Genomic DNA, 25,214 nt, shown 5'->3' on the forward strand with positions numbered 1-25,214 from the left:
GGCCGTCGGCGCGCCTCGCGGCCGCGGCGAAATCTGTCCTTCAACGAGTTATTGGTCCGGAGGGCTTCCGGCAAGCGGTGGGACGGGGTTTTCGGCTCAGCCCGCCGCCGTGGCGATCAGCCGGGCGTAGAACTGCACCATCTTCTCGAGGCTCGTGAGGCTCAGGTGCTCGTTCGTGCCGTGAATCAGCTGGACGTCCGAGAGCGCAAGCTCCACCGGCTGGAAGCGATAGACGTCCCTGGCCACCGGGGAGAGCCAGCGGCTGTCGGTGGCGGCAGTCACTAGGCCCGGGGCCACCGGCGCGCCCGACACCGCGGCCGCCGTGGCGGCCAGCACCTTCCAGCCCGACGAGGAGGTCGAGGAGACGGGAGACGGCGCCGCCGGCGCGCCGTTCCAGGCCAGCGCCACCGGCAGGTCGCCCACGGCGGCCTTCGCCCGGGCCATGACGCTGTCGGGCGTGTCGCCCGGGGCGATGCGGTAGTTGATCCAGGCCGTGGCGTCCTGGGGCAGCACGTTCTCCTTGGGGCTGCCCTTGAGCATGGTGGGAGCGATGGTGGTGTGCAGCAGGGCCGCGCCCGGGGGCGTGGCGGCCACCTGGCGGACCAGCAGCGGCCGGAACAGCCACTCGTTGGCCACCGCCATCCGCAGGGCGAAGCCGCCGCTGGGCGCCAGGGCCTTCAGCATGTCGGCGCCGGGGCCGCGGAAGGCGAGAGGGAACTGGTCCTCGACGATGGCGGTGACGGCCCTGGCCAGGACCGCGACCCCGCCGGAGTCCGGGGGCGGGGCCGAGGAATGGCCGCCGGGGGCGTGGGCGGTGACCTTCAGGGTCGCATAGCCCTTTTCCGCCGTGCCGATGACCGCAAGCTTGCCGCCGGTGACCGGATTGTCGGTAAGCACGACCAGGCCCTCGTCCAGCACGAACTCGGCCATGACGCCCCGGGACTTCAGGAGGCGGGCGGCGGCCTGGGCGCCTGAGCCCAGCACTTCCTCGTCGCCTCCGGCCAACAGGATCACGGTGCGCTTCGGCTGGAAGCCCCGGGCGGCCAGGGTCTCGATGGCCTCGAACAGCCCGATCAGCGAGCCCTTGTCGTCGATGGCCCCACGGCCCCAGACGGCGCCCTCGGCGATTGTCCCGGCGAACGGCGGATGCTTCCAGTCGCCTTCGGTCCCGGGGGTGACCGGCACGGTGTCCTGGTGGGCCATCAGGATGATCGGCGCCAGCGACGGGTCCGAACCTTGCCAGGTGTAGAGCAGCGTCTCGGCCTCGATGACCTCCCGGGTCATGGCGGCGTGGGCGGCGGGATAGGTCGTCTGCAGGAAGGCGTGCAGCCGCTCCCATTCGGCGAGCTGGTCCTCGGCGCGGTCCTGGTGGCGGACGGTGCGGATCTGGATGGCGGCGGAGAGGTTGCGGGCGGCGCGGTCCACGTCCACCGGCACGGCCTCGGCCACGGGCGTGTCCGGCGCATCGAGCCCCGGCGGCGGCCGGTAGGTGAAGGTGCGCACCAGCACTACGGCGGCCAGCGCCACGATCAGCACCGCCAGGCCCAGCAGGATTCGTCCGAAGGTCTTCATCGCCCATTCCTCCCCAAGGCCGAGCTTCGCCGCGCGAGGCCTGGACCGCAAGCGCGGCGGCGCCTTGACCAAGGGGCAGGCGGCGGCGCTAATGCCGCCGAGTCAAACAACTGTTTGGGAGAGCGCCGTGAGCGAGACGACGAATAGCCTGAAGGTAGGGGCGGGCGGCCTGTTCGACCTGACCGGCAAGGTGGCGGTGATCACGGGATCGTCGCGCGGCATCGGTCGGGCGATCGCCGAACGCATGGCCGAGCAGGGCGCCAAGGTGGTGATCTCCTCGCGCAAGGCCGGTCCCTGCGACGAGGTCGCCGCCCTGATCAATGAGCGGCATCCCGGCCACGCCATCGCGGTGCCGGCCAATATCTCCTCGAAGGAGGACCTTCAGCGGCTGGTGGACGAGACCCGCAAGGCGTTCGGCAAGATCGACATCCTGGTCTGCAACGCCGCCACCAACCCGTTCTACGGCAGCCAGCTCGACATCACCGACGAGGCGTTCCGGAAGATCCTCGACAACAACATCATCGCCAACAACTGGCTGATCGGCATGGTCGCGCCCGAGATGCGCGAGCGGAAGGACGGCTCGATCATCATCGTCTCGTCCATCGGCGGCCTGCGCGGCTCGACCACCATCGGCGCCTACTGCATCTCCAAGGCCGCCGACATGCAGCTGGCCCGCAACCTCGCCCACGAACTGGGGCCGGACAATGTGCGGGTGAACTGCATCGCGCCCGGCCTGGTGAAGACCGACTTCGCCCGCGCCCTGTGGGACACCCCGGAAGGCGAGAAGCGCGCCAGCTCGGGCACTCCCCTGCGCCGCCTGGGTGAGCCGGACGACTTGGCCGGGGCGGCCATCTACCTGGCCTCGCGGGCGGGCGCCTGGACCACCGGCCAGACCATCGTCGTGGACGGCGGCACGACCTGCTGACGGGCATGGCGTGGCGGGTCGGCCGGCCCGTCACGCCCCCCTTTTCGGGCCGGCTTGAGGATCGCCGTTCCTCGCAAATCTTGCCTGATTTATCGCAAAAGATGTTGAAGGCGTCGTTTGCGGCCCGATATTGCCCAGCTTTTCCGAAGTTGGGGAATTAATAATGCGCAAGATCGCGCTGGGCGCCGTGGGCGTCCTTGCCGCCGCCCTGGCCGCCAGTCCGGCCGCCGCCCAGTACGGGATGGACAAGAAGCCGCCGAACAACGCGGCCACGCCCGAACTCCCGCGGTGCGAGCGCCCGCTGGGCCGCGTCGCCATCCGTGAGCCGGAAAACGACTGGTGGACGGGCCTCGGCCTCTCCAACCCCGAGACGGTCATCAAGCTCTTCGCCATGCGCTCGAACTGCCTGCGGGTGGTCGACCGCAATGCGGGCCTGGCCATGCGCAGCCAGGAAGCCGAACTGGGCGCCAGCGGCGACCTGCGCCGGGGCTCCAACATCGGCAAGGGCCAGGTGGCCGCCGCCGACTTCTTCCTGGTGCCCGACATCGCCAACACCAACCGCAACTCCAGCGGCGGCGCCATCGGCGCGGCCGTGGGCGCGTTCGGCGGCCGCCTCGGCGCCGTCGGCTCCCTGGCCAGCGGCCTGACCGTGAAGAGCTCGCAGGCCCAGACCCTGCTCACCCTGGTGGACGCCCGCACCACCGAGCAGCTGTACGTGGCCGAAGGCGTCGCCAAGAAGACCGACGTCGGCTTCGGCGCCGGCTACTACGACGGCTGGGGCGCCCTGGGCGGCGGTTACGGCAACACCGCCCTCGGCAAGGTGATCACCGCCGCCTACTTCAACGCCTTCGTGGACCTGGTGGACTACCTGCGCCACAGCGCGCCCACGGGCGAGGAGGCCTCCCAGGCCGCCGGTATGCAGGCCCAGCGCGTGAAGCAGCCGGTGGTGATGCGCAAGGCGCCTTCGCCGCAGGCCCCGCAGGTCCGCAGCTTCGCCGTCGGCGACCTCGTCTATCCTACGGGCAAGAAGGACGGCATCTGGTGGGAAGTCGATGACGAGAACGGCAACCGTGGCTGGGTCAGCTCGGCCATGATCGGCCCGGCGTAAGACGCCGACTTCGGATCAGGGCCCCAGGATCGCCATACGTGGTCCTGGGGCCGGACCGCTCCACCGCTGAGGGTAATGACGATCAGCCCGCAGCCTTGCGGCTGAGGTCCCGGGCCTTGGCCAGGCGCCGGACGCCCTCGTCCAGCACCGCATCGACCTTGGAGAAGCAGAGGCGCACGATGGTCGTCACCGGCGCCTCCTCATAGAAGGCCGAACCGCGTGCGTTCGCCGAAGACGGCCCCCAGCATCGGGCGGGTGAATCGCCAGCCCGGCGGCTCCAGGCGGATCAGCCGCGGGACGCCTCCCGCGAGCCGGATCATCGGGGCGTAGCTGTCGTAGAGCGGCTGGAACAGCACCACCTCGTCGCCCGGCCGGATCAGGGCCAGGAAGGCGGCCGTGAGCGCCTCGGTGGCGCCTGAGGTGATGGTGACCTCGGCCTCCCAATCAAGATTGAGGCCCTGGCTGCGGGCGTAGTGGCGAGCGACCGCCTGCCGCAACTCGGGCAGGCCGCGCATCGGCGGATACTGGTTGTAGCCGTTGAGCACCGCATCGGCGGCCTTGGCGCGGACCGCCTCCGGCCCCAGATCGTCAGGGAAGCCTTGGCCGAGGTTGATCGCGTCCAGGGTGCGGGCCAGGGCCGACATCTCCTCGAAGACAGTGGTGGGCAGTTTCGCGAAGATCGGATTGGCCATCGCCGCCGACTTTGACCAAAGAGTCGCGGCGAGGCCACCGCCAGGAGGCAGAGTATGAAGATCGTCGAGTTCGAGCCCCGCCACGCGGAGGCGTTCCGCACCCTGAACGAGGCCTGGATCTCCAGGCATTTCGCCCTGGAGCCCAAGGACCGGGAGGTGCTGGCCGATCCACAGGGCACGATTATCGACAAGGGCGGCCGCATCTTCATCGCCGAGCTGGACGGCGAGGCGGTGGGCTGTGTGGCCCTGATCCCCATGGCCGACGGCGGCTATGAGGTGGCCAAGATGACCGTCAGCGAAAAGGCCCGGGGCCGGGGGCTTGGCCGCATGCTGATGGCGCGCTGCATCGACGCGGGCCGGGAAGCCGGCGCCACGCGGCTCTATCTTGAGACCAATTCCAGCCTCGCCCCTGCGCTCGGCCTTTACCGGGCCATGGGCTTCCGCGACCTGGCCCCGGTGGAGAGCCCCTATGCGCGCGCCGACGTCTTCATGGAGAGGCCCTACTGAGGGCGGCCGATCAGTTCTGGGAGGCGAGGACCACGCCCAGGAGGACCGCAGCCCAGTGGGCGCCGGCGGCGGCGACCACATGGCCGTGCCAGATGGCCCGGGCGAACTTCAGGCGCTTGTTCACATAGAAGATCACGCCGGTGGAATAGAGCACGCCGCCGGTGACCAGCAGGGCGAAGGCGTACCAGGCCAGGCTGTCGATGATCGGCTTCAGGGCCACCACCACCAGCCATCCCAGGGCCAGATACATGGCCACCCAGAATTTCCGGTCGAGGTTCTTCAGCACCAGCTTGCCCACCGCCCCTAGGGTGGCGATCGACCAGACGGCCGCGGTCATGCCCCAGCTCCAGGCGCCGGGCAGGCCGAGGGTGAAGGGGGTGTAGGAACCGGCGATCATCAGGAAGATGCCCGCGTGGTCGAGCCGGCGCAGGGTGGGCCGGAACCGGGGCTTGGCGAAGTTGTAGGCGGTGGAGAAGGCCAGCATCGCCACCACCCCGGCGGCGTAGATGGAGACCCCCACCACCTGGCTGATGGAGCCTTGCCGCACCGCCAGGGCGAGCAGGACGACGCCGCCCACCAGGGACAGGGTCAGGCCGACCACATGCACCACGAGGTCCGCGCACTTGGCGGCAGGCGTCGGATAGTGACGGGGCGGATGGGGCGCGGTGGTCGTCGGTGAGGTCATTTCGAGAGCCATTCTATAGCCCTTCCCATGACGCCGGTCTGGCGCCGCAGCGGCCGCGGCGCGTTAAAATTTCATTGCCGGTTCTTTCGGTGGCGCCGGAGCGCGTGAGCGCGCAGGAAAAAGGGCCGACGGAGAACCCGCGCGGCCCCTGATCGTCGCCTCAAGGCTGGATCGCTGCGGCTGGGCCGGCGATCAGTCCTCGCGGTTGCGCTTCTTGCGGAACGAGGGGTTCAGCACTTCCTTGCGCAGGCGGATCGACTTGGGCGTCACCTCCACCAGCTCGTCCTCCTCGATGTAGGCGATGGCCTGTTCGAGGGTCAGGCGCCGGGGCGGGGTGAGGCGCACGGCCTCGTCCTTGCCCGAGGCGCGCACGTTGGTGAGCTGCTTGCCCTTGATCGGATTGACGTCGAGATCGTCCGCCCGGCTGTTCTCGCCGATGATCATGCCCTGGTAGGTCTTCTCGCCGGGGCCGACGAACATCACCCCGCGCTCTTCCAGGTTCCACAGCGCATAGGCCGCGGTCTCGCCATCGGAGTTGGACACCAGCACGCCCTTCGGCCGGCCCTCGATGGGGCCCTTGTGGGGCTCGTAGTGGCTGAACACGCGGTTCAGCACGCCCGAGCCGCGGGTGTCGGTGAGGAACTCGCCCTGGTAGCCGATCAGCGCCCGGGACGGGCACATCAGCTGGATGCGGGTCTTGCCCGCCCCCGAGGGGCCCATGTCCTTCAGCTCGGCCTTCCGGGCCGACAGCTTCTCGATGACGATGCCGGTGTATTCGTCGTCCACGTCGATGACGACGTCCTCGATCGGCTCCAGGCGCTCGCCGTTCTCGCCGGTCTGATAGACCACCCGCGGCCGCGAGATGGAGAGCTCGAAGCCCTCGCGGCGCATGTTCTCGATCAGCACGCCCAGCTGCAGTTCGCCGCGGCCGGCCACCTCATAGGCGTCGGCGCCGGGGGTCTCGGTGACGCGGATAGCGACATTGGCCTCGGCCTCCTTGAGCAGGCGGTCGCGGATGACGCGGCTCTGCACCTTGTCGCCTTCACGGCCGGCCAGGGGGCTGTCGTTGACGCTGACGGTCATCGAGATGGTGGGCGGGTCGATCGGCTGGGCGTCCAGGGGCTCTGACACCTCCAGGGCGCAGAGGGTGTCGGCCACGGTCGCCTTGGACATGCCGGCGATGGCGACGATGTCGCCCGCCACGCCCTCGTCGATCGGCTGGCGCTTCAGGCCGCGGAAGGCCAGCACCTTGGTGATGCGGCCCTGCTCGATCTGCTTGCCCTCGCGGTCCAGGGCCTTGATGGCCATGCCGGGGATGGCCTTGCCGCTCTCGATGCGGCCCGTGAGCAGGCGGCCGAGGAAGGGGTCGCTCTCGATCAGCACGTTCAGCATGCGGAACGGCTTGTCCTTGTTCGCCTCCACGGCCGGCGGCGGCACGTGGTCGACGATCAGGTCGAACAGCGGAGCCAGGGTGTCGGACGGCTGGTTCAGGTCCAGCGTCGCCCAGCCGCTGCGGCCCGAGGCGTAGATGTGCGGGAAGTCCAGCTGCTCATCGGAGGCGCCGATGGCCGAGAACAGGTCGATGGTCTCGAGGTGCACCCGGTCGGGGTCGGCGTGGGCGCGGTCGACCTTGTTGATGCACAGGATGGGCTTCAGGCCCATCTTCAGCGCCTTGGTCAGCACGAACTTGGTCTGGGGCATGACGCCCTCTTCGGCGTCGACCAGCAGGACGCAGCCGTCCACCATCCCCAGGATCCGCTCCACCTCGCCGCCGAAGTCGGCGTGGCCGGGGGTGTCGATGATGTTGATGCGGGTCTCGCCTGCCTTCCCGTTCCAGAGCACCGAAGTGCACTTGGCGAGGATGGTGATGCCCCGCTCGCGCTCCTGGTCGTTGGAATCCATGGCGCGTTCGACCGTCGCCTCATTGGCGCGGAAGACGCCCGACTGGGCGAGGAGTTGGTCCACGAGCGTGGTCTTGCCGTGGTCGACGTGGGCGATGATGGCGATGTTGCGGAGCGACATTGAACGGGGTTCTGGGCGGCGAGGAAGGGCGGGCTTGTAGGGGAGAGCGGGCCGCGCCGCCAGCAAGAAGTCACCAGCCGCGACGCTATGGCGACGAAATCTTTGTGCGCTGCATCCAGGCTGGGCAGTGATTGATCGATTGAAACCTGGGGCTCCCGGGCAGGAAATTCAACTTTCTGCCGCGGCGTCGGCAATTTTGGTGCGGTGCATGCTTGCCATTTTGTGCAGTGCAGCGTATAGGACGCGCATCGGGCGTCGTCGACGCCTCTGCCCTTCCTGGGCGTTTCCTCCCTATTTGAACTGCCGCGCCTTCGGGCGCGGCTTTTTTTTTTTACGGCTTGAGGGCCGACCAGTCGGTCTCGGCCAGCAGCTGTGTGAGCCGCTCCACATTCGCCTTGAGGCCGGCGAACCCCTCGGTGGGGGCGAGGGTCGCCTCGTCGAGATAGAGGGCCCGGTTGATCTCGATCTGCAGGGCGTGGGTGCGCCGCGCCGGGCGGCCGTAGTGCTCGGTGGTGTAGCCGCCGGCGTAGGGCGTGTTGCGCGCCACCCGATAGCCGCAGGCCTCCAGTTCGCGCTCGACCCGGGCCGGCAGCACCCCTGCACAGGCCGCGCCGAACCGGTCGCCGAGCACCATGTCGCAGGGCCTGCCGCGCGATCCGGCCTTGGCGGCGGCGGCGGGCATCGAATGCCAGTCGATCAGGATCGCCACCCCGTGGGCCGCCTGGGCCTCCGCCAGCAGACCCTCAAGGGCCCGGTGGTACGGGCGGTGGGCGTCTTCGATCCGCTTGCGGGCTTCGGCGAAGGTGAGCTTGCGCCGGTAGATCTCCTGTCCCTCCGACACCACCCGGGCGATCGAGCCCAGGCCGGCGGCCACCCGGGCCGTGCGGGCGCGAGCGAACTCGGGCAACTCGTCCACGAACATGCTGGGGTCGAGCTCGAAGGGCTCGCGGTTCAGGTCGATATAGGCCCGGGCGTAGTTTGCGGTGAGCAGAGCCGCCCCATAGCTGGGGGCGGCGGCGATCAGGTCGTCCACCAGGGCGTCCTCGGACCGCCGGATGCTGACGGCGTCCAGGGCGGCGGCGGACATCATGTCCTCGGGATAGAGGCGGCCGGAATGGGGCGAGGCGAACACCAGGGGCGTCGGCGGCGGCGCGCCCTCGGCCGCGGCGCGGCGCAAGGTAAAGGCCGCCGCCGTGGCCGGCGGCGTGGCGTCCTCAAGGCGCTCCCAGGCGTTCATCGTGCGCATACAACGCCGAGCGTCTGCGCCGGTCAAAGGGTTTGGCCTTCCGCGGGTTCATCGCGGATTTACGGTTAAGCGCCTATGGTGGCTGTTCATGTGAGCCCGTTTGCGCGATGCCCCGTATCCTCCTTGCCGAAGACGACGATTCCCTGCGCGGGTTCCTGGCGCGGGCCTTGGAGCGCGCCGGCTACGAGGTGACCGCCTGCGCCGATGGCGACGAGGCCGCCGCCCATCTGGACGAGCCCTGGGACCTGCTGCTCACCGACATCGTCATGCCCGGCCTCGACGGCATCGAGGTGGCGCGCCAGGCGGCGGCCAAGCACCCGGGCCTGCGGATCATGTTCATCACCGGCTTCGCCGCCGTGGCCCTGGCCGCGGGCGAGAAAGCCCCGGCCGGCGCCAAGGTGCTGTCCAAGCCGATTCACCTGCGCGAGATCGTCTCCGAGGTCGATCGGATGATCGCAGCGTAAAGGGCCGCTTGCCAGCCGCCGGAGGCCCCGTTATATCCCGCGCCTCCCGACGCACGGATCATGGACGCGTAGCTCAGCGGGAGAGCACTACGTTGACATCGTAGGGGTCGCTGGTTCAATCCCAGCCGCGTCCACCATCCCTTTCCTGAAAATCAGCTTCCTCACACGGCCTCCACCCCGGCCTCCACCCCGGGCTCGACGTTCGGCCGCGCGCGCGGCGACTGAGTGGCGTGGGGCGCGCGAGCCTCGATGCGGGCCAGGGCGGCCGTGCGGGCGGCGAGGTAGGCCAGGGCCGAGCGGCTGGGCATGAAGAAATAGCCACCTCCTCGCACGGTCACGAATCGCGGCAGGCCATGAAGGCGCACCGCCCCGGCCGGAGTCGGGATGGTGTAGCTGCGGCCGGCCTCGCCCAGCAGCGGATCGGTCTCGCCGCTCAGGCCGTGGAACGAAGGCGCGTTGATCCAGGTCTGCTGGATGAACTCGAACTGCCGCTCGAGGTCGGCGCAGAAGGCGGCGAACAGCATGCCGTGCTCGGCGCGGCCGTCGGGGCGGCGCATCCGGTAGCTGCGGCCGCGGCGCAGGAGCCGGTGACGGTTGACGATGTCGCGCCCGCGCGGGTCGTCCGGATCGAGGCCGTCGCGGGGATTGGCCCGGCGCACGTGGGCTCCGAGGGGGCAGCGCAGCCCCTGCGGATCATCGGCGCCGAAGGCGAAGTCGTTGTCCATCGGCAGATGTCCCGAGGGGGAGTAGCGCGGCCGGTCGATCAGCGATGGGCCGTTGCGCCAGCGGCCCACCAGCTTGGCGGCGATCCAGGCCGGGCGGATGCGCGTTCCCACGGTCTCGCCAAGGCCGGGATAGTCGGCCTCCAGGCGGCGGGCAGCCTCATGGGTGAACCGGCGGAACTCGGCCACATGCTGCTCGAACTGGCGGAGCACCAGGTAGGAGCCGTTGCGACCGAAGTCGCGGAACGCCTCGGTCTGGGGAGCCTCGGCGAAGGCCGGGAAGCGCCTGGGCGTCTCGGCCTGGGCGGTGGGCAGTTCGCCTCGCCGGTCGGTGTCGGCGGCCACCACCGGGCTCGGTGGGATGTAGCCCTGGTTGCTGCGGTAGCCGAGGATGAACTCGCCGGGCTCCACGAGGTCGGCCGGGGCGACATCGCGCTGGAAGCGCTCCACGCCGCGGATTACCGGCTGGGAGACCCCGTCGCGGAAGCCGAAGGCCTCCCGGTGGATCCTGGGATGCATCGGGCCGGTGTCGACCCGGGCGATGATGGCTTCAGCACCCAGGCGGGCGATGTGGTCGGCCACCGCCGCCTCCAGCTCCTTGCGGGTGCGGGCGTAGATCAGCACCGCCGCGTCCGCGGACGGGGCGGCGCCGGCCGCGGAATCGGTCCAGCGCCATAGCCACGGGGCGTCCTCGCCCCGGTCGCCGAGCACCCGGGCGCGGCCCGCCATGCCGGCGCGGAAGGCGGCTGGGAAGGTGGCCAGGCCATCGCCCGCCTCACCGTCAGGGACGCCCAGCCTGGCGAGACCGCCTGCGGAGAAGGCGACGATGGTGGCGCGCTCCAGGCCGTCGGAGGCGCCGGGCGCCGAGCCGAAGGTTACGGCGAAGCGCTTGAGCCTCGGGTCGCCGTGGGCATTGAGCAGGTCATCGAGCCAGGCCCTGCGACGGACAGCCGGGTCCGGCAGTCGCACCGCCAGGCAGACCCCGTGCCGCAGCCGGCCGAAGCCGCCGAACATCAGGCTCTGGATCTCGCCCGTCTCGATCACCGACTCCGGCCGCTGGGCCGAGCCGAAGCAGGACAGCCAGGCCCGGGCGGCGCTGTCGGTATGGGCCTTGGCCAGGCCGTGGTGGATCAGGGCGTTGTTGCGTATGTGCTCGGTGGTTAGCTCGGGGAAGCGGGCGAACCAGAACTGGCTTGGGACCTGCTGGCGGCGCACCCAGCGCTTGAACCGGTCGCCGTCCTTGGCTCCGTCGCCGGTGAGGAACCGGGTGGGCGGGAAGCCCTCGCAGTTGGTCCAGGCGGCGGTCTGGCCAGCGTGGGCCTTGGTGATGAAATCCTCCAGATAGCTCTCCCAGCTGCCATCATAGTTGGAGACGAAGACCAGGCGACGGGAGCCGGGCGGACGGAACCACTTGGCATAGTGGATGGTGCCCATGTTCAGCACGAAGCCGGGGCGAAAGCCGTAGGTCACCAGCGTGCCGATGCCCCAGAGCGCCGCGCCCAGGGTCAGGCGCCGCAGCAGGCCCTTCTTGAGCATGGGCGTGGCGATGAAGTGGTTCTGGGCGTAGCCGGGCGCGTCCTCGTTGGCCGTACAGGCCTGAAGGTGCTCGAAGTCGGGATGGCGGGTGTCGGGGACGTCCTTCCGCTCCTCGGCCCGGAGCCACAGGAGAAGGCCGCCAAGACCCGCGGCCACCAGGGCGAATTCGGCGGCGAGACCGCTGGTCAGAGCGAGCAGCAGGCGGGCGGGCGCGTGGACGAGGCCGAAGCGGCCCACGGCCAGGAAGATCGCCGTCGTCAGCACCGCCCACCCGGCCAGCAGCGCCAGATGGATCGGCCGGGCGTCCCTGGACAGCGCCACACGCAGGCGCGCTTGGGGGATGCTGATATCGGTCCACTCGGCGATCTTCAGCTTCCGCCGGGCGGGCTGGATGAGCAGGTCGCGGAACTGCTTGCCTTCCTCCATCAGCGCCTCGACCCCGGCCCGGGTCGCCGGCTGCAGGAAGCGGGTGTCGGTCTCGCCATTGATCAGCCGCCGGACGTAGCGCAGGGCCTGCATCGGCCGGGCGCCCAGGCTCGCGTGGCCGCGCAGGTGGTGGTCGAGGGCCCGGCGGGCGAAGTCGGCCAGGGCGGCCTGCCGGGCGATGTCGGCCACGGCGAATTCGCCCGTCCCGCAGAAGTTCAGGTGGGTCATGCTCCACGGGCGGGCATGGTCGTCGAGGTTGTAGCGGCGCAAGGTGTCCAGCAGGCCCCCGGAGGGATCGCGCGCTTTGGCGAAAAGCGGCGCCAGCCAGTCGTGGGCCGCCCCGGCCATCAGGCTGAGCACGCCGGCCGGGTCGCCGTCGGCGTTGATCTCGAGCAACAGGTGGTGGGCCGGCCTCTCCGGCTCGCCGAGATCGATCACCGACAGCGAGCAGAAGTGGATCCGATCGGTGGCGGCGAGGGCCTCGCGCAACGGGCCGCGGGCCGGATTGCCGAGGGCGCAGACCTCGGCCTTCAGGGCTTCGGCGTCGGCTTCGGAGCGCAGGGGCGCGCAGACCACGACCATCGACTGTTCGCGGCGAGGCGCGCCGGCGGGCGGGGTGAACTCCATCTCCAGCCGGCGGGGAAAGGCCGCGCCCGTGCGCATCCGGCCCGCAGGCCCCTTGGCCGGCCGCAGGTCATCGAGGGCCAGGAGCGCCAGGAACACCTCGGTGATCTGGGCCGGGGCGAGGTGCGCGCCGAGGCAGGAGTGATGGCCCCAGCCGAACATCAGCTCCGGCCGTTGCGGCCGGTCGGGATCGAAGGCCCGGGGGTTGGGGAATGCGCGGCCGTCGGCCAGGGCAGAGCCGGTGGCCACCAGGACGACGCTGCCCTTGGGCGCGACCCGGCGCCGCCACGTGCCCTCGGCGATCACGCCTTCCGTCCGGGCGTAGCGGAACTGGCCGGGGAACAGGGCGGGGTTCAGGCGGCCGGCCTCGAGCAGGATCGCCTTCAGCCGGTCGCGGTCGCCGGCCCGGGCGGCCTCGCGCGCCTGCCGCCAGGCGTCGGGGCGTTTCAGCAAGGCCTCCAGCATCTTGCCGGCCGCCAGGGTGTTGGTCGGCACGAAGCCGGTCATCAGGCCGATCAGGGTGGCGCGGATGGTGGCGGGGGCGAGGTCCGGATGGGTCGTGTGGCGGGCGCGCACGAACCGGTCGGCGAGGGTGTCGGCGGGATGGCCGGCCTCGTGGCGCGCCTCGGCCGCCTCCAGGGCCCGGTCCACCAGGGCCTGCAGGCGCGCCGCCCCATAGAGGCCGCGGCGGCGGGTCTCGCGCGAGCCGGTGGGATCGGCGAACAGCAGGGTCGAGACCGCCATGGTCCAGTTGGCGAAGGCGACCGGGTCCTCTAGGGGCAGGCCGAAATAGCGGGCGCAGGACTCGCTGGCGCAGCGGGTGATCAGGTCGCCCATCACATCGAGGCGGCCGCTGGCGTTGCGGATCAGGGCCTGGGCGACCTCGGCGGTGTCGCGGCAGATGCGCGCGGCGTCGGCCTCGTCGTCGATCACCTGGCGGATGAGGCCGCGCAGGGCCTGATGCGGCTCGTCTTCGAGGCCGAGCACGGAATTGGCGCCGCCGCCCAGTTCGGTCATCTCCAGGGCGAAGGGAACCTCAAAGGCGGCCCCGTCCTTGAGCGTGGACATGACGTCGGCGGCGCGGGTGACGATCACCAGCGGGCCGATCTTCGGGTTCGGGCACACGACGCGGCAGACCGCCAGGGCGCTGCGGATGGCCGCCCCGGTGGCCGCGCCCAGCAGACGGCTGAAGAGACCCGCAGGCTTGTCGAACTCGATGTCGGGCGTGGAACCGGGGCCCAGAGGCTCGGGCCGGGCCTGGGCCCTGCGGATACCCTCGTAATACTTCAGACCAAGCATCGGACACCCCCCAGCGTCACAAGCCCGGCGGCGCTAGCCGTCAGGCGCCGCGGCCAGGGCCGCGGCCTCTTCGAGAAGTTTCTTCATCCGCCCGTTCCAGGCGCAGTCGATGAACGGCACCCAGTCCAACGCCTCCAGCCGGAACCCCGGCTTGGCGGCCATGAGGTCGCGCCAGGCCTGGGCGCCGGCCGCCCGCGCCCCGTCGTCCATCAGGGCGGCGATCTTCACGGCGTGGCCGTACCAGTAGCCCGGGCGACGGACGACCGACTGTTCGGCCAGGTCCACGGCGTCGGCGAAGCGCCCCTGCATCCAGTAGGCGGTGGCCATGGCGCTGAGCATGGTGAAGACCATGAGGTCGGTGGGATTGAGCCGCAGTGAGGCGCGCAGCGACTGCAGGGCGAGTTCGGGCTCGCCGTTCCACAGATAGGTGTCGCCCAGGGCCGAGTGCGCCTCGGCGAGGCTGGGATTGAGTTCGATGGCGCGCCGTAGCAACGTCTTGGCGCGCTCCGGACGGCGCAGCCACATCTCGGCCACGCCCGCCAGCCAGTGGCCGCGGCTGTCGTCGGGGTCGGCGCGGATGGCCCGCTGGGCGAGCTCGCGCATTTCCTGGACCTGCGCCTCGGAGCGCCGCTCGGCCCAGATGGATCGGCCCAGCGCCCAGGCCGACTGGATCAGCGCTTCGGCCGAGCCGGGCTCCCGCTCCAGGGCGCGGGCGAAGGCGGCGCGGGCCTGTTCGGCGTCCTCGCGGGTGAGGCGGTTGATGTGCCAGCGCCCCTTCCAGATGAGGTCGCTGACCTGGGCGTCGCGGGGCGGCTCGGTGCGCGCCCGCAGCTGTTCGGCGGCGTCGATCCGGGTGTCCAGCGCCCCCACGAGCTGGGCGACGATCTCGGCCTGGACCTTGGGGGTGAAGATCTGCGGCGCCTCGATCCGGTCGGACCACAGCACCCGGCGGGTGGCGGCTTCGCTGAGCTCCACGGCCAGGCCGTAGCCGTCGCCGGCCCGGCGCAAGCGCCCCTCGAACAGGTATTTGGCGCCCAGCCGCTGGCCGATGGCGGCATGGTCCAGGGGCGTGGCGGCGGTGGCGAAGCTGGACGTGCGGGCGATCACCGGCAGCCAGCGCAGGCGCGAGAGGCGGTCGATGAGATCGTCGCCGAGGGCTTCGGCCAGGTAGTCGTTGCCGGGATCTCCGGTGAGGTTGGCGAAGGGCAGGACCGCGAGCGCCGGCTGGCCCTTGAAGCCGGGGGCCGGCTGCGAGACGTCGACGACGCGGGACGGCAAGGGCTCGGGCGTGGGCGCAGACGCCGGCCATTCGGCGCGGATGCGGCGCTCCTCGCGCAGCCAGTCCTCGAAGCCGTCCTCGCCCGGGATGTCGAGACCTTCCAGGAACTCGTGCGCCCCGGCGGGCGGCATGGGGATGTCGCCGCGCACGTCCACGGCCAGGTTGTCGAGGTCGAGCCACACGCGGCGGCGGTCGGCCCCGAGCAGGGGCGCGGGACCGCAGTTCAGGAGATCGCGCAGTTCATGCAGTTCGCGGCGCAGGCTGTCCTGCGCCTGCTTGGGCTGCCGGCTGCCCCACAGCCGGTCCTGCAGCCAGGCCCGGGCGCGTTCGCCGTCGGCGGAGGTGGCGAGCATGGCGATCAGAGCCATCCCCTTGCGGCTGGCGATCTCGATACGCTCGCCCCCCGCTCCCGAAAGACGGAAGCTGCCCATGAGCTTGAGCGTGAAGGCGGGCCCTGTCCGCTTCATCCCCCTGCGCCCCCCGTCAGCGCAAGGCGACGGTACCAAGTCCCACGTGCAAATCACGTTCTTTTCACGGAGCCGGAACGCTGGTCTCACGTGGCGGGGACCATGGCGTCTCATCCTGCTCTCGTTTCTTAGGAAGACCCTGGCGGCGACGGGCTGCGTACCGGCCCGCGCCGCCACCCCACGGTTTCCTGGGAGACGCCGAACAGCGGAGGCGGCCCATGGCCCTCATCAGTTTCATCGACCGCACTGACGCCCATGCGGCGGACTTTCCCGCGGTCGGGCGCCAACTGGTCGTCTCCGCCTTGGGGCTTGCGTCCACCAGCGGCTGGACGCGGCCGCGCCTGTCGCCCTGGGCCTATTACGCGCCGCCGGCCGACGGGATCTGGGACTTCAACTTCGAGGCTGACGAGCCGCATGGGGTGGTGCTGCAGGTGCTGACCCCGATCTCGGCGGCTTGGCGCGGTCCACTGCCGGACTGGTGCCGGGGCGTGCGGGCCCACGCCGCCAACAACCAGATGGCCGCGGCCCTCGTCCGGGACGCCAAGACCATCCATTTCGAGCCGTCGCCGCCGGTGGCGCTGGAGGACGTGGGCGGCGGCCACGTTCTCTCGGGTCGCGCCCTGGTGGAGGCCAGCCGGCGGCGTCACTAGGAGGCGTCAAAGGGGGGCGTCGGGGGAGGCCGCCGGAAGGCGAGGAGGAGAGCTAGGGCGGGGCAACGCCTCGCCGGCTTCGAGGGTTCGGAACCCTGGAAGCCCACAGTCTTGGCCTGCGGTTTTGAACGCCGCCGCAGGTCAGGATCGGCCCCGCACCGGCGCCTGTCGCCGGTCGCGGGGCCGATGGTCCGTTTTTTGGGATCAGCCCAGGCCCTTCTGCGGGTTGATCAGGTATTTCTCGCCGGTGGCGCGGCGGGCGTAGGCGGCGATCACCTGCGGGTCCAGCGCCTCGGCCAGGCCGATCTCGGCGGTGTAGCGGCTGGCGAAGGTGGTCTTCAGCTCGGCGGCCACGCGCTGGCGCAGTCGCTGGGCGGCCTCGGGGCCGATCTTGGCCAGGAAGGGCGTCAGGAGCCAGCCGCCGATGCCCCAGGCCATGCCGTAGTTGCGGACCAGTTCGGTGGGGCCGGTGTCGAGGCCGCCGTAGATATAGACCTGCTTGTAGGTGTTGGACCCGTAGCGGCTGTAGGCGGCGCCGCGGTTGGCGGCCTGCTCCATGGCCGAGAGGATCTGGCTGGCCAGCCGGCCGCCGCCGATGGCGTCGAAGGCCAGGGTGGCGCCGGTGGCGGCCACGGCCTCGGTCAAGCGGGCGGTGAAGTCGGGCGCGGTCGAGTCCAGCACATGCTCCGCGCCCTGGTCGCGCAGCAGCTTCTCCTGGGCGGGGCTGCGGACGATGTTCACCAGGGGCACGCCATCGGCCTGGCAGATGCGCACCAGCATCTGGCCGAGGTTTGAGGCGGCGGCGGTGTGGACGAGGGCGGTGTGACCCTCCCGGCGCATGGTCTCCACCATGCCGAGAGAGGTCAGCGGGTTGACGAAGCACGAGGCGCCGTCGGCCGGCGTGGCGTCGGCCGGCAGCGGCAGGACGTCGGCGGCGCGCACACGGCGGTACTGGGCGTACATGGCCCCGCCGATCATCGCCACCGTCCGGCCCATGAGCGCCTGGGCCTCGGGGGAGGCGCCGGCCTTCACCACCACGCCCGCACCTTCGTTGCCCACCGGCAGGGATTCGCCGACCCGGGCGGCGAGGGCCTTCATCGCCGCGGGCGAGAGGGCGGCGGTGACCACCGGGCGCTCGGCCGTGCCGGAAGCCTTCAGGGTCGAAAGGTCGGCCGGGCCAAGCAGCAGGCCCAGGTCGGAGGGATTGATGGGCGAGGCCTCGACCCGCACGACGATCTCGTCAGGGCCCGGCTCGGGGATGGGAACCTCCGCCAGGGACAGCTCCAGAAGCCCGTCCTCGCGCACCAGCGTGCGCAGCTCCAGCCCATGGCCTTGCGGCATCGATATCCCTCCCGTTCACGCGGCGGCTTCCGCCTGCCGACGTCACATAGGGCCCTCCGCGGCCAAGCAGAAGCCCTCTTAGGAAAAGATGTGGCGTCCGGGTCGCGTCTTAGAAACTTCGGTAGGATAACGATGAAATTTGTGTGGCGAAGCTGAAACAAATGATCCGTACTTCCCTCACTCAGGCCGCCCACTCCAGAGGCGGCCGAGGGGAGGAAAACCATGATGCAGCGCGGGATTCTCTGCAGTACGTCCGCCGTAGCCGCGGTTCTGGTCGTCGGTGCAGCTGGTGAGGCGGCGGCCCAGGCGCCGGCGGCCTCGACGCCCCGGACCATCGACGAAGTGGTGGTCACCGCCCAGCTCCGGGAACAGAGCCTGCAGGACGTGCCCATCGTGGTGACGTCGGTGAACGCCCAGCAGCTGCGCGACGCGGGCATCCGCGACATCAAGGACCTGACCATCGCAGCGCCGGGCCTCACGGTCACCTCCACCAGCAGCGCAGCCATCACCACGGCCCGGATCCGTGGGATCGGCACGGTGGGCGACAACCCGGGCCTGGAGTCCTCGGTAGGGGTGGTGATCGACGGGGTGTACCGGCCGCGGAACGGCGTCGCCTTCAGCGACCTGGGCGAGCCCGAGCGGATCGAGGTGCTGAAAGGGCCGCAGGGCACCCTGTTCGGCAAGAACACCACCGCCGGGGTCATCAACATCATGACCAAGCGGCCGGAGATGGACTTCGACGCCACCTCCGAGGTCACCATCAGCAACTATGAGGGCTTTGGCGCCGCCATCGGCATGACCGGCCCCCTGGTGCGCGATCAGGTGGCCGCCCGGCTATACGTCGCCGCCCGGGAGCGCGACGGCTACTACAAGAACGCCAACAACCCCGACATCAACGACCAGGACTTCTACACCGGCCGCCTGCAGGTGCTGTTCGAGCCCACGGACAGGCTGCAGATCAATGTGGCGGCCGATTACACCCGCCGGGACGAAAGCTGCTGCGGGGCGGTGCAGATCTTCAACGGCCCCACGGCGGCCATCATCAGCGCCCTGGCTCCCGGCGGTCTCGCCGACCCGCCGGACATCGACGAGTTCCGCGACTACAGCAACCGGAGCTTCAAGAAGAAGATCACCGACAAGGGGATCTCGCTGCAGGCCGACTGGGAAACGCCCTGGCTCGGCGGCGCCCAGTTGACTTCCATCACCGCCTACCGGAAGTGGCGGCAGAAGGGCGGGACGGACGTCGACTGGACTGCGGCGGACATTCTCTACTCACCGGGCCTGGAGGATCCCGACCCCGGCTCGACCACCTTCAAGACCTTCACCCAGGAGGTGCGCTACGCCGGGAGCACCGAGCGGCTGAACTGGCTCATCGGCGCCTTCTATTCCGAGGAGGACCTTGATCTCCACGTCCGGACGGTGGGCTACGGGCGGCAGTTCGAGCCCTACCTCAGCGCCCTGCTGAGCAATCAGCTGCCCCTGTTCACGGGCCGGCCGGCGGACGGCTCGACCTGGGTCGCCGGCAACGGGCAGGACGACGACTATCACCAGAAGGAGCAGGGCTTCGCCCTCTTCACCAACAACAGCTTCCAGGTGACCGAGCAACTCGAGCTGACGGCGGGCGCCCGCTACACCTGGGAGGAGAAGGACCTCGTCACCTTCTGGCGCAACAGCGACGGCGCGATCGGCTGCGCCACCGCCTTGGCCCGGGCCCAGGCGATCGGCGGCCCGGTTCCCGCCAACGGGGCGCTGATCCAGGCCGGCGGTCTGCTCGGCAGCGGGCCCTACCAGCTGATCTGCTCCACCGCGGGCAATCCGCGCTTCGCCCAGATCGGCCGCAATGTGCAGGACCTCAAGGAGGAGAAGTTCACCGGCACGGTGAAGGCCGCCTTCCGGTTCAATGAAGCGGTCCTGGCCTATGCGTCCTACGCCCGGGGCTACAAGGCCGGCGGCTTCAACCTCGACCGTATCGCCTCCACGGTGCAGACGGTTCCCGGCCAGGCGACCGCGCCGGTGCTGGACACCAGCTTCGCCCCGGAGACGGTGGATTCCTACGAGGTCGGGGTGAAGAACACCCTGCTCGACAACTCGCTGCTGCTGAACGCCACGGTCTTCTATCAGGACTACAGCGACTTCCAGCTCAACGCCTTCAACGGCCTGGTCTTCACCGTCACCTCGGTGCCGAAGGTGGTGTCGAAGGGCGTGGACGTGGATTTCCTGTGGTTCACGCCCATCGAGGGGCTGACCCTCAACGGCGGCGTGACCTATGCCGAGACCTACTATCCCGAGAGCACGCCTGTGGCGCTCGGCGGTAACCTGCCCGGCGCGCGCCTGTCGCTGGCGCCGCTGTGGTCGGGCTCGCTGGCGGTCACCTATGAGCGCGACCTGACGGCCGACCTCATGGGCCGGATCGCCGTCAACGCCAAGAGCGTCTCGTCATACAACACCGGCTCGGACCTCCATCCGATCAAGAACCAGCCCGGCTACACCGTGGTGAACGCCCGGGTAGCCATCGGCTCCCAGGACGACCGCTGGAGCCTGGAGGCCTGGGCCCAGAACCTGTTCGACGAAGTCTATTACCAGGTGGCCTATGACGCCCCGTTCCAGCCGGGCTCGTTCAACGCCTTCCTGGGCCAGGCGCGGACCTACGGCCTGACCCTGCGGTTCAACTACTGAGCGGAATGCGGGGCGCCGAAGACGGCGCCCCGTGACCCAGACCCTAGGGCCGGGCCTTGCGCGGCAGGGCCTCGATCTCGGCAGGGGTCAGCTTGCGGATCTCGCGCACCAGGCAGCGTTGCGGACCGATGGGCGAGGGCGTGATGATCTCGGCGTCCAGGCCCTGGCAGATGGAGTTGCCGGCGCGGGCCACCAGGGCGATGCGCTGGGTCCAGTCGATCTCCGGGCAGGTCCCGAAGATCTCCATGCGATAGACGTCGCGGACTCCGACGCGGACGTTCACCACGCGGTCGTCCTGGGCGGCGAAGTTGTTGACCTCGCTGGCCCAGAAGCACTGCCGTTTCGGCTTGGCCGGAGCCTCGGCTTCCACGGGCGACTTGGCCGTCGCGCCTTGTGGCGCGGCGAGGCCGAGCGCCACGAGCCCGAGCGCGGCGGCGGCGATGCTGGTTCTGATCTTCATGTCTCGGTTCCTTGGTGAAGGAATGTCCCCCGAGCGCCCGTGATTATAGGGAGGCTTCACCGGTTCCGGAACGGCGCCGCTTGGCGAAACGGGAGGGGGCGACGAGGTCTTGCGCCGCCGCCGTCAGGGGCGAAGGCGCGCCCAGGGCCAGGGCCGCCACATGCTCGGCCAGCAGCGGGGCCATGGCGAAGCCGCGCGAGCCGAAGCCCGTCAGGGCGAAGACGCCGGGCGAGCCGACCTGGCCTGCGACGGGCAGACGGTCCGGCGTGGCGGCGCGCACGGCGGCGCGGCCTTCCAGCGGCGCATCGGCGAGACGGGCGGCCAGGTCCGGCAGGACCTTGGCCAGGACAGCCAGGTTGCGGGCGTGGTCCTCGGGCCGCAGATCGGCCCCAGCGTCGTCCCGGTCGTGGGTGGCCCCGAACAGCACGCCGTCGCGGGTCGGGATCGCATAGCCGCCCCAGGCGAGGGCCGCGCCGATGGCCGGGCGCGCCGCCCAGCTTGCCTGGCCGCGCACCGGCTGGAGCGGCAGGTCTGGCGCCAGGTCCCGGGCGCTGAGGCCGGCGGCGATGATCACCGCGTCGGCCTCGAGGGCCGCAAGGTCGCTGACCCGGGCACGGCGCATGTCTCCCGTCCAGGCGGCGAGGACGTGGGCGGGCTCGATCACCAGGGCCTGCCGCTGGTCGAGGGCCGCCGGGGCCGGGGCGCCGAGGCGGGCGGCGACCGCCTCGGGCGGCAGGACCGCGAGGCTGTCCGGCTCGAAGAGGTCGGAGGCGGCGATCTTCTCGAACCGGGCCGTATCGCGCTCGGCCATCGCCAACTGCAGGACGCCCTCGGCGATCAGGGCATCGGGAAGGTCTCGATAGAGGCCGACGGCCCGGGCGAAGCCGCGGGCGAAGAGGGCGGCGGGGACGCCCAGCCCGGCGTCCAGACGGGGCGTCACCAGGGCGGCGGGATTGCCCGAGCCGCCCGCCCCAGGGCCTTCCGCCTCGAAGATGGTCGCTTCGCCGCCGAGGGCGCGGACGGCCCGGGCGGCGGCGGCGCCCGCGATCCCCGCGCCGACAACGGCCACCCGCCGGGCGGCCGGGTCGTGGGCCTTGCCGGGGAAATGGGCCTCGAGCCGCTCGCGCTTGCGGCCGAAGCCCGGCCGCTTCTCCACGGCGAAGCCGGCGGCGGCCAGCCCACGGCGCACCTGACCGGCGACGGTGAAGGTGGCGGCCCTCGCCCCCGGGGCGGAGCATGCGCCCACCAGCGCCAGGATCTCGTCGGCCCACATCTGCGGATTGAGCGCGGGCGAGAAGCCGTCGAGGAACCATGCGTCGGCCCGGCCCGTCCAGCCGGTCAGGGCCTCGGCCACATCGCCGACGTAGACGTCGACGATGGCCGCGAGGTGGGGCAGCTCGATCCGGTGCAGGCCACGGGCGCGGCCGGGCCAGCGGTCGGCGAGGGCCGTGGTCACCTCGGCCAGTTCAGGCCAGCGCGACAGCGCCCGCCGCGCCTCGTCGGCGCTGATCGGAAAGCCTTCCACCGTGAACACGTGCAGCCGCCCTTGCGGCGGGCGGGTGCGGCGCCAGAGGTCGAGGAGGGCGGCGATGTTGAGGCCGGTGCCGAAGCCGAGTTCGGCCACGGTGAACCGGCGCCGGCTCGCCCAGGCCTCGGGCAGGCCGCACCCTTGCAGGAAAACGGCCCGTGTCTCGGCCAGCCCGTCTTCGGACGAGAAATAGACATCGCCGAACAGCCGCGAGCGGGGCTGGCCGTCGGGGGTCCAGTCAAGCGGGCTTCCGGTCATGGCGTCTTCGGGCATGGAAAAGGGCCGCCTTGTGCAGGCGGCCCTCGTTTAAGGCAAACCTCGCCCCGCGCTTAGCGGTTCTCGGCCGGGGCCTCGGCGGCGGGTGCTTCGGTCGTATCGCCCGCGGCGGAGGCCGCATCGGCGGCGGCGGCCTCCATGGCGGCCTCGGCGTCGGCCGGCAGTTCCGCGGCTTCGGTGGTCTCGGGCGTCCCCGAGCCCTCGGTCTTCGAGCAGGCGGCCACGGCCAGGGCGGCGACGGCTGCGCCCGCCACGAGCAGCCGGCGGAGGAGTTCGTGGGTCATGTGCGGCTGGTCCTTCCTCGATGTGATGGGCGCGGTGCGATGGCCGCCGCGCCGGCAGGAGATAGGCGGCCGCCCCTGGGCGCGACAAGGCCGCGCCGGGCGGCGGTCAGGCCTCGTTGGGGATGTTCGACAGGGCTTCTTCCAGCTCCAGGAAGCTGGGCTGGGCGCCGGAGGGAACGCTGCCGCGGCCGATTTCCACCGAGATCTGGGCGGCGTTGCCGTGCAGGTGAGCCACCAGCACCGACTGAATGATCCGGTAGAAGGCGCCTTCCTCCTCGACGATCTCCTTCAGGCGTGTGGCCATGGGGCCGACCAGGCCATAGGCAAGGAACACGCCCAGGAACGTGCCCACCAAGGCCGAGCCGATCATCTGGCCGAGGATTTCCGGCGGCTCGGTGATGGCGCCCATGGTCTTGATGACCCCCAGTACGGCGGCCACGATGCCCAGGGCCGGCAGGGCGTCGGCGAGGCTCTGCAGGGCGTGGCTGGGCGCCAGGGCCTCGTGGTGGTGCTTGTCGAGCTGCTTCTCCATCGCATCCTCGACCTGATGGGGATCCTCCAGGCTCATGGTCATCATCCGCAGGGTGTCGCAGATGAAGTCGATGGCGAAGTGATCCTTCATGATCTTCGGGAAGCGGGTGAAGATCGAGCTTTCGGTGGGGTTCTCGATGTGGCTTTCCAGGGCGATGACGCCCTTGGACTTCATGGTCTTGGTGAGCAGGAACAGCAGGCTGAGCAGGTCGCGATAGTCGGACGCCTTCCACTTGGGGCCCGAGAACACCTTGCCCAGGCCGCTGGCCGTGGCCTTGATGACCGGCATCGAGTTGGCGATCAGGAAGCTGGCCACGCCGGCGCCGCCGATAGCCATCAGCTCATGCGGCAACGCGTGGAGGATCACCCCCATGTTGCCGCCCGAGATGATGTAGCTGCCGAACACGAGCACGAACAGCAGCACGATGCCGACGATCTGGAACATGGACTCCCCCGAAGGTGGCCGGCAGCATCGGGGTTAATGTTTAATGTCCCGTGAGCGGCGCCGTAGCAGTGTTGCGCGAAGGGGTTTGCGCGACGCAGGTTCCGGCGTAAGCGGGGCGGCGATGTCCAGCACCGCGTCCTCCCAGGGCGGCATATCCCGCCGGCCGTTCGCCATCATCTTCGGCGTTTCCCTGGCGACAGCGCTTGGCAATACCGGGCTGATCTCGGTTCTGCCCGCCATCGGCCGTTCGATCGGCATCCCGGACCCGATGGTGGCGGCGATCTTCTCGCTTTCGGCGGTGCTGTGGGCCGTCTCCTCGCCCTGGTGGGCGAGGGCCTCGGACCGCTACGGCCGCAAGCCCCTGATGATGGTCGGCCTGTCCGGCTTCATGGTCTCCATGGCCCTGTGCGGCGTGGTGGTCAGCGCAGGCCTGCGCCACTGGGCTGCGCCGATGGTGATCTTCGGCCTGTTCCTGGTGGCCCGGGCGCTGTTCGGCCTCTTCGGGGCGGCGTCCAACCCGGCCACTCAGGCCTATGTGGCCGAACGCACTGCGCCCGAGAAACGGACCCAGGCCATGGCCAGCCTCGCGGGCGCCTTCGGCCTCGGCACCGTCATTGGCCCGTTCCTCGCGCCGCTGTTCGTCTATCCGGTGGTGGGGCTGGCGGGCCCCCTGTTCACCTTCGCCCTGATCGCGGCGGGCATGCTGTTCGTGGTCTGGCGTTTCCTGCCCGAGACGCCCGTACCGAAGGAGGCGAAGCGGCCGCTCAAGCCGGTGGTGGCCGGCGCGCCCAAGGAGCCGCCCATGTGGCGCGACCGGCGGGTCACGCCCTTCCTGATCTACGGCTTCATCGTCGCCACCTGCCAGACGGCCCAGGCCCAGACCCTGGGCTTCCTGATCATCGACAAGCTCAGCATGTCGCCCACCGAGGCGCAGTACTTCATCGCCATCGCCATGATGTTCGGCGCCCTCGCGGGACTGCTCGCCCAATGGGGCCTGATCCGCATGTTCCAGATGACGCCCCGCCAGCTGCTGCGCTGGGGCGTGGGCGTGGCGGCGGTGGGCAACCTGGCTGTCGCCCTGGCCCCCGACTACTACGTGGTGGTGGCCGGCTATGCGATCTCCAGCCTCGGCTTCGGCTTCGCCCGGCCAGGATTCACCGCCGGCTCGTCCATCGCCGTGAGCATGGGCGAACAGGCCCGGGTCGCTGGCCTCATCGCGGCGGTGAACGGCATCAATGTGGTGCTCGCTCCGCTGTTCGTCTGGCTCTACCAGCACATCGGGTCGGCGCCGTTCCTGCTGAACACGGCGTTGATGGTGACCATGCTGGCCTACGCCTTCCGCAATCCGCAGCTCAGGAACGCCGACCCCGAGCCGGCGTCCCGCGAAGCCGCCACGGCGGCCACCCTGGAAAAGCGGGACGAGGGCGGGGTTTAGCCACTGAAGGCGTC

General features: G+C 70.4%; 18 protein-coding genes, 1 tRNA gene and 1 pseudogene. 8 read left to right on the forward strand and 12 right to left on the reverse strand.

Features of this window, described 5'->3' with window-relative positions; genetic code table 11:
- Positions 1-96: 96 nt before the first annotated feature.
- Positions 97-1,572 (reverse strand): M20 family peptidase, encoded by a 1,476-nt coding sequence (locus tag BO64_RS05270; protein WP_496402225.1) that lies wholly within the window; start codon positions 1,570-1,572, stop codon positions 97-99.
- 169 nt (positions 1,573-1,741) lie between these two features.
- Between BO64_RS05270 and BO64_RS05275 the strand changes: the two genes are divergently transcribed.
- Together BO64_RS05275 and BO64_RS05280 are read left to right on the forward strand one after the other, a co-directional pair.
- On the forward strand, positions 1,742-2,497 hold the full coding sequence (locus BO64_RS05275) for an SDR family oxidoreductase (protein WP_496402458.1): 756 nt from the start codon (positions 1,742-1,744) through the stop codon (positions 2,495-2,497).
- Positions 2,498-2,660: 163 nt separating this feature from the next.
- Entirely contained in the window at positions 2,661-3,605 is a 945-nt protein-coding gene (locus tag BO64_RS05280; RefSeq protein WP_496402226.1) for a CsgG/HfaB family protein, read from the forward strand.
- Positions 3,606-3,808: 203 nt separating this feature from the next.
- Here the strand turns inward: BO64_RS05280 and BO64_RS05285 are convergent.
- Positions 3,809-4,297: pseudogene (locus BO64_RS05285) on the reverse strand (aminotransferase class I/II-fold pyridoxal phosphate-dependent enzyme); the annotation flags it as partial.
- 54 nt (positions 4,298-4,351) lie between these two features.
- Here BO64_RS05285 and BO64_RS05290 point away from each other — a divergent pair.
- Positions 4,352-4,804: a GNAT family N-acetyltransferase gene (locus BO64_RS05290; RefSeq protein WP_496402227.1), complete on the forward strand. Its 453-nt coding sequence runs from the start codon at positions 4,352-4,354 to the stop codon at positions 4,802-4,804.
- Between the two features lie 10 nt (positions 4,805-4,814).
- On the opposite strand, the gene trhA is transcribed toward BO64_RS05290, so the two are convergent.
- The 3 genes from trhA to BO64_RS05305 form a co-directional block, all read right to left on the reverse strand.
- Complete coding sequence (gene trhA / locus BO64_RS05295; RefSeq protein WP_496402228.1) at positions 4,815-5,489, reverse strand: PAQR family membrane homeostasis protein TrhA; 675 nt, start codon at positions 5,487-5,489, stop codon at positions 4,815-4,817.
- 192 nt (positions 5,490-5,681) lie between these two features.
- Positions 5,682-7,511 (reverse strand): translational GTPase TypA, encoded by a 1,830-nt coding sequence (gene typA, locus BO64_RS05300; RefSeq protein ID WP_496402229.1) that lies wholly within the window; start codon positions 7,509-7,511, stop codon positions 5,682-5,684.
- A 331-nt stretch (positions 7,512-7,842) separates the two neighbouring features.
- The gene (locus BO64_RS05305) at positions 7,843-8,748 is read right to left on the reverse strand and encodes an N-formylglutamate amidohydrolase (protein ID WP_496402459.1); all 906 of its coding nucleotides are present in this window, start codon (positions 8,746-8,748) and stop codon (positions 7,843-7,845) included.
- Positions 8,749-8,864: 116 nt separating this feature from the next.
- Here BO64_RS05305 and cpdR point away from each other — a divergent pair, with 116 nt between their 5' ends.
- Positions 8,865-9,221: a cell cycle two-component system response regulator CpdR gene (cpdR, locus tag BO64_RS05310; RefSeq protein WP_496402230.1), complete on the forward strand. Its 357-nt coding sequence runs from the start codon at positions 8,865-8,867 to the stop codon at positions 9,219-9,221.
- Positions 9,222-9,283: 62 nt separating this feature from the next.
- Positions 9,284-9,358 (forward strand) — tRNA-Val (locus BO64_RS05315).
- Between the two features lie 24 nt (positions 9,359-9,382).
- Here BO64_RS05315 and BO64_RS05320 read toward each other — a convergent pair.
- Both BO64_RS05320 and BO64_RS05325 read right to left on the reverse strand, forming a co-directional pair.
- Complete coding sequence (locus BO64_RS05320) at positions 9,383-13,828, reverse strand: cytochrome P450 (RefSeq protein WP_496402231.1); 4,446 nt, start codon at positions 13,826-13,828, stop codon at positions 9,383-9,385.
- A gap of 33 nt (positions 13,829-13,861) precedes the next feature.
- Positions 13,862-15,574 carry a tetratricopeptide repeat protein gene (locus tag BO64_RS05325; RefSeq protein WP_496402232.1) on the reverse strand — a complete coding sequence of 571 codons (1,713 nt, stop codon included), beginning with the start codon at positions 15,572-15,574 and terminating at the stop codon, positions 13,862-13,864.
- Between the two features lie 218 nt (positions 15,575-15,792).
- Between BO64_RS05325 and BO64_RS05330 the strand changes: the two genes are divergently transcribed.
- Positions 15,793-16,224, forward strand: a complete 432-nt coding sequence (locus tag BO64_RS05330) for a hypothetical protein (protein ID WP_496402233.1) — start codon at positions 15,793-15,795, stop codon at positions 16,222-16,224.
- 204 nt (positions 16,225-16,428) lie between these two features.
- On the opposite strand, the gene BO64_RS05335 is transcribed toward BO64_RS05330, so the two are convergent.
- The gene (locus BO64_RS05335; RefSeq protein WP_496402234.1) at positions 16,429-17,565 is read right to left on the reverse strand and encodes a zinc-binding dehydrogenase; all 1,137 of its coding nucleotides are present in this window, start codon (positions 17,563-17,565) and stop codon (positions 16,429-16,431) included.
- A gap of 222 nt (positions 17,566-17,787) precedes the next feature.
- Between BO64_RS05335 and BO64_RS05340 the strand changes: the two genes are divergently transcribed.
- Positions 17,788-20,241, forward strand: a complete 2,454-nt coding sequence (locus tag BO64_RS05340) for a TonB-dependent receptor (protein ID WP_496402235.1) — start codon at positions 17,788-17,790, stop codon at positions 20,239-20,241.
- Positions 20,242-20,284: 43 nt separating this feature from the next.
- Here the strand turns inward: BO64_RS05340 and BO64_RS05345 are convergent, their stop codons facing one another.
- The 4 genes from BO64_RS05345 to motA all read right to left on the reverse strand — a co-directional run bounded on the left by BO64_RS05345 (position 20,285) and on the right by motA (position 23,765).
- On the reverse strand, positions 20,285-20,701 hold the full coding sequence (locus BO64_RS05345; protein WP_496402236.1) for a DUF6491 family protein: 417 nt from the start codon (positions 20,699-20,701) through the stop codon (positions 20,285-20,287).
- 43 nt (positions 20,702-20,744) lie between these two features.
- Positions 20,745-22,487, reverse strand: coding sequence for a tRNA (5-methylaminomethyl-2-thiouridine)(34)-methyltransferase MnmC2 (gene mnmC2, locus BO64_RS05350; protein WP_496402237.1), 1,743 nt, complete (start codon positions 22,485-22,487; stop codon positions 20,745-20,747).
- 71 nt (positions 22,488-22,558) lie between these two features.
- A complete protein-coding gene (locus tag BO64_RS05355) occupies positions 22,559-22,789 on the reverse strand; it encodes a hypothetical protein (RefSeq protein ID WP_496402238.1) in 231 nt (76 codons plus the stop codon).
- A gap of 106 nt (positions 22,790-22,895) precedes the next feature.
- Complete coding sequence (gene motA, locus BO64_RS05360) at positions 22,896-23,765, reverse strand: flagellar motor stator protein MotA (RefSeq protein ID WP_496402239.1); 870 nt, start codon at positions 23,763-23,765, stop codon at positions 22,896-22,898.
- 121 nt (positions 23,766-23,886) lie between these two features.
- Between motA and BO64_RS05365 the strand changes: the two genes are divergently transcribed.
- Positions 23,887-25,200 carry an MFS transporter gene (locus BO64_RS05365; RefSeq protein ID WP_496402240.1) on the forward strand — a complete coding sequence of 438 codons (1,314 nt, stop codon included), beginning with the start codon at positions 23,887-23,889 and terminating at the stop codon, positions 25,198-25,200.
- The last annotated feature ends 14 nt before the right edge of the window (positions 25,201-25,214 follow it).

This window comes from Phenylobacterium composti DSM 19425, from assembly GCF_059568645.1.

Excerpts from the sequence above, each read along its gene's own strand:
- BO64_RS05365 (WP_496402240.1), top strand. The coding sequence starts at position 23,887 with ATGTCCAGCACCGCGTCCTCCCAGGGCGGCATATCCCGCCGGCCGTTC.
- BO64_RS05340 (WP_496402235.1), top strand. The coding sequence starts at position 17,788 with ATGATGCAGCGCGGGATTCTCTGCAGTACGTCCGCCGTAGCCGCGGTT.
- motA (WP_496402239.1), bottom strand. The coding sequence starts at position 23,765 with ATGTTCCAGATCGTCGGCATCGTGCTGCTGTTCGTGCTCGTGTTCGGC.
- BO64_RS05325 (WP_496402232.1), bottom strand. The coding sequence starts at position 15,574 with ATGAAGCGGACAGGGCCCGCCTTCACGCTCAAGCTCATGGGCAGCTTC.
- BO64_RS05270 (WP_496402225.1), bottom strand. The coding sequence starts at position 1,572 with ATGAAGACCTTCGGACGAATCCTGCTGGGCCTGGCGGTGCTGATCGTG.
- cpdR (WP_496402230.1), top strand. The coding sequence starts at position 8,865 with ATGCCCCGTATCCTCCTTGCCGAAGACGACGATTCCCTGCGCGGGTTC.
- BO64_RS05320 (WP_496402231.1), bottom strand. The coding sequence starts at position 13,828 with ATGCTTGGTCTGAAGTATTACGAGGGTATCCGCAGGGCCCAGGCCCGG.
- mnmC2 (WP_496402237.1), bottom strand. The coding sequence starts at position 22,487 with ATGACCGGAAGCCCGCTTGACTGGACCCCCGACGGCCAGCCCCGCTCG.
- BO64_RS05355 (WP_496402238.1), bottom strand. The coding sequence starts at position 22,789 with ATGACCCACGAACTCCTCCGCCGGCTGCTCGTGGCGGGCGCAGCCGTC.
- BO64_RS05335 (WP_496402234.1), bottom strand. The coding sequence starts at position 17,565 with ATGCCGCAAGGCCATGGGCTGGAGCTGCGCACGCTGGTGCGCGAGGAC.
- BO64_RS05280 (WP_496402226.1), top strand. The coding sequence starts at position 2,661 with ATGCGCAAGATCGCGCTGGGCGCCGTGGGCGTCCTTGCCGCCGCCCTG.
- BO64_RS05305 (WP_496402459.1), bottom strand. The coding sequence starts at position 8,748 with ATGAACGCCTGGGAGCGCCTTGAGGACGCCACGCCGCCGGCCACGGCG.
- BO64_RS05345 (WP_496402236.1), bottom strand. The coding sequence starts at position 20,701 with ATGAAGATCAGAACCAGCATCGCCGCCGCCGCGCTCGGGCTCGTGGCG.
- typA (WP_496402229.1), bottom strand. The coding sequence starts at position 7,511 with ATGTCGCTCCGCAACATCGCCATCATCGCCCACGTCGACCACGGCAAG.
- BO64_RS05330 (WP_496402233.1), top strand. The coding sequence starts at position 15,793 with ATGGCCCTCATCAGTTTCATCGACCGCACTGACGCCCATGCGGCGGAC.
- BO64_RS05290 (WP_496402227.1), top strand. The coding sequence starts at position 4,352 with ATGAAGATCGTCGAGTTCGAGCCCCGCCACGCGGAGGCGTTCCGCACC.
- trhA (WP_496402228.1), bottom strand. The coding sequence starts at position 5,489 with ATGACCTCACCGACGACCACCGCGCCCCATCCGCCCCGTCACTATCCG.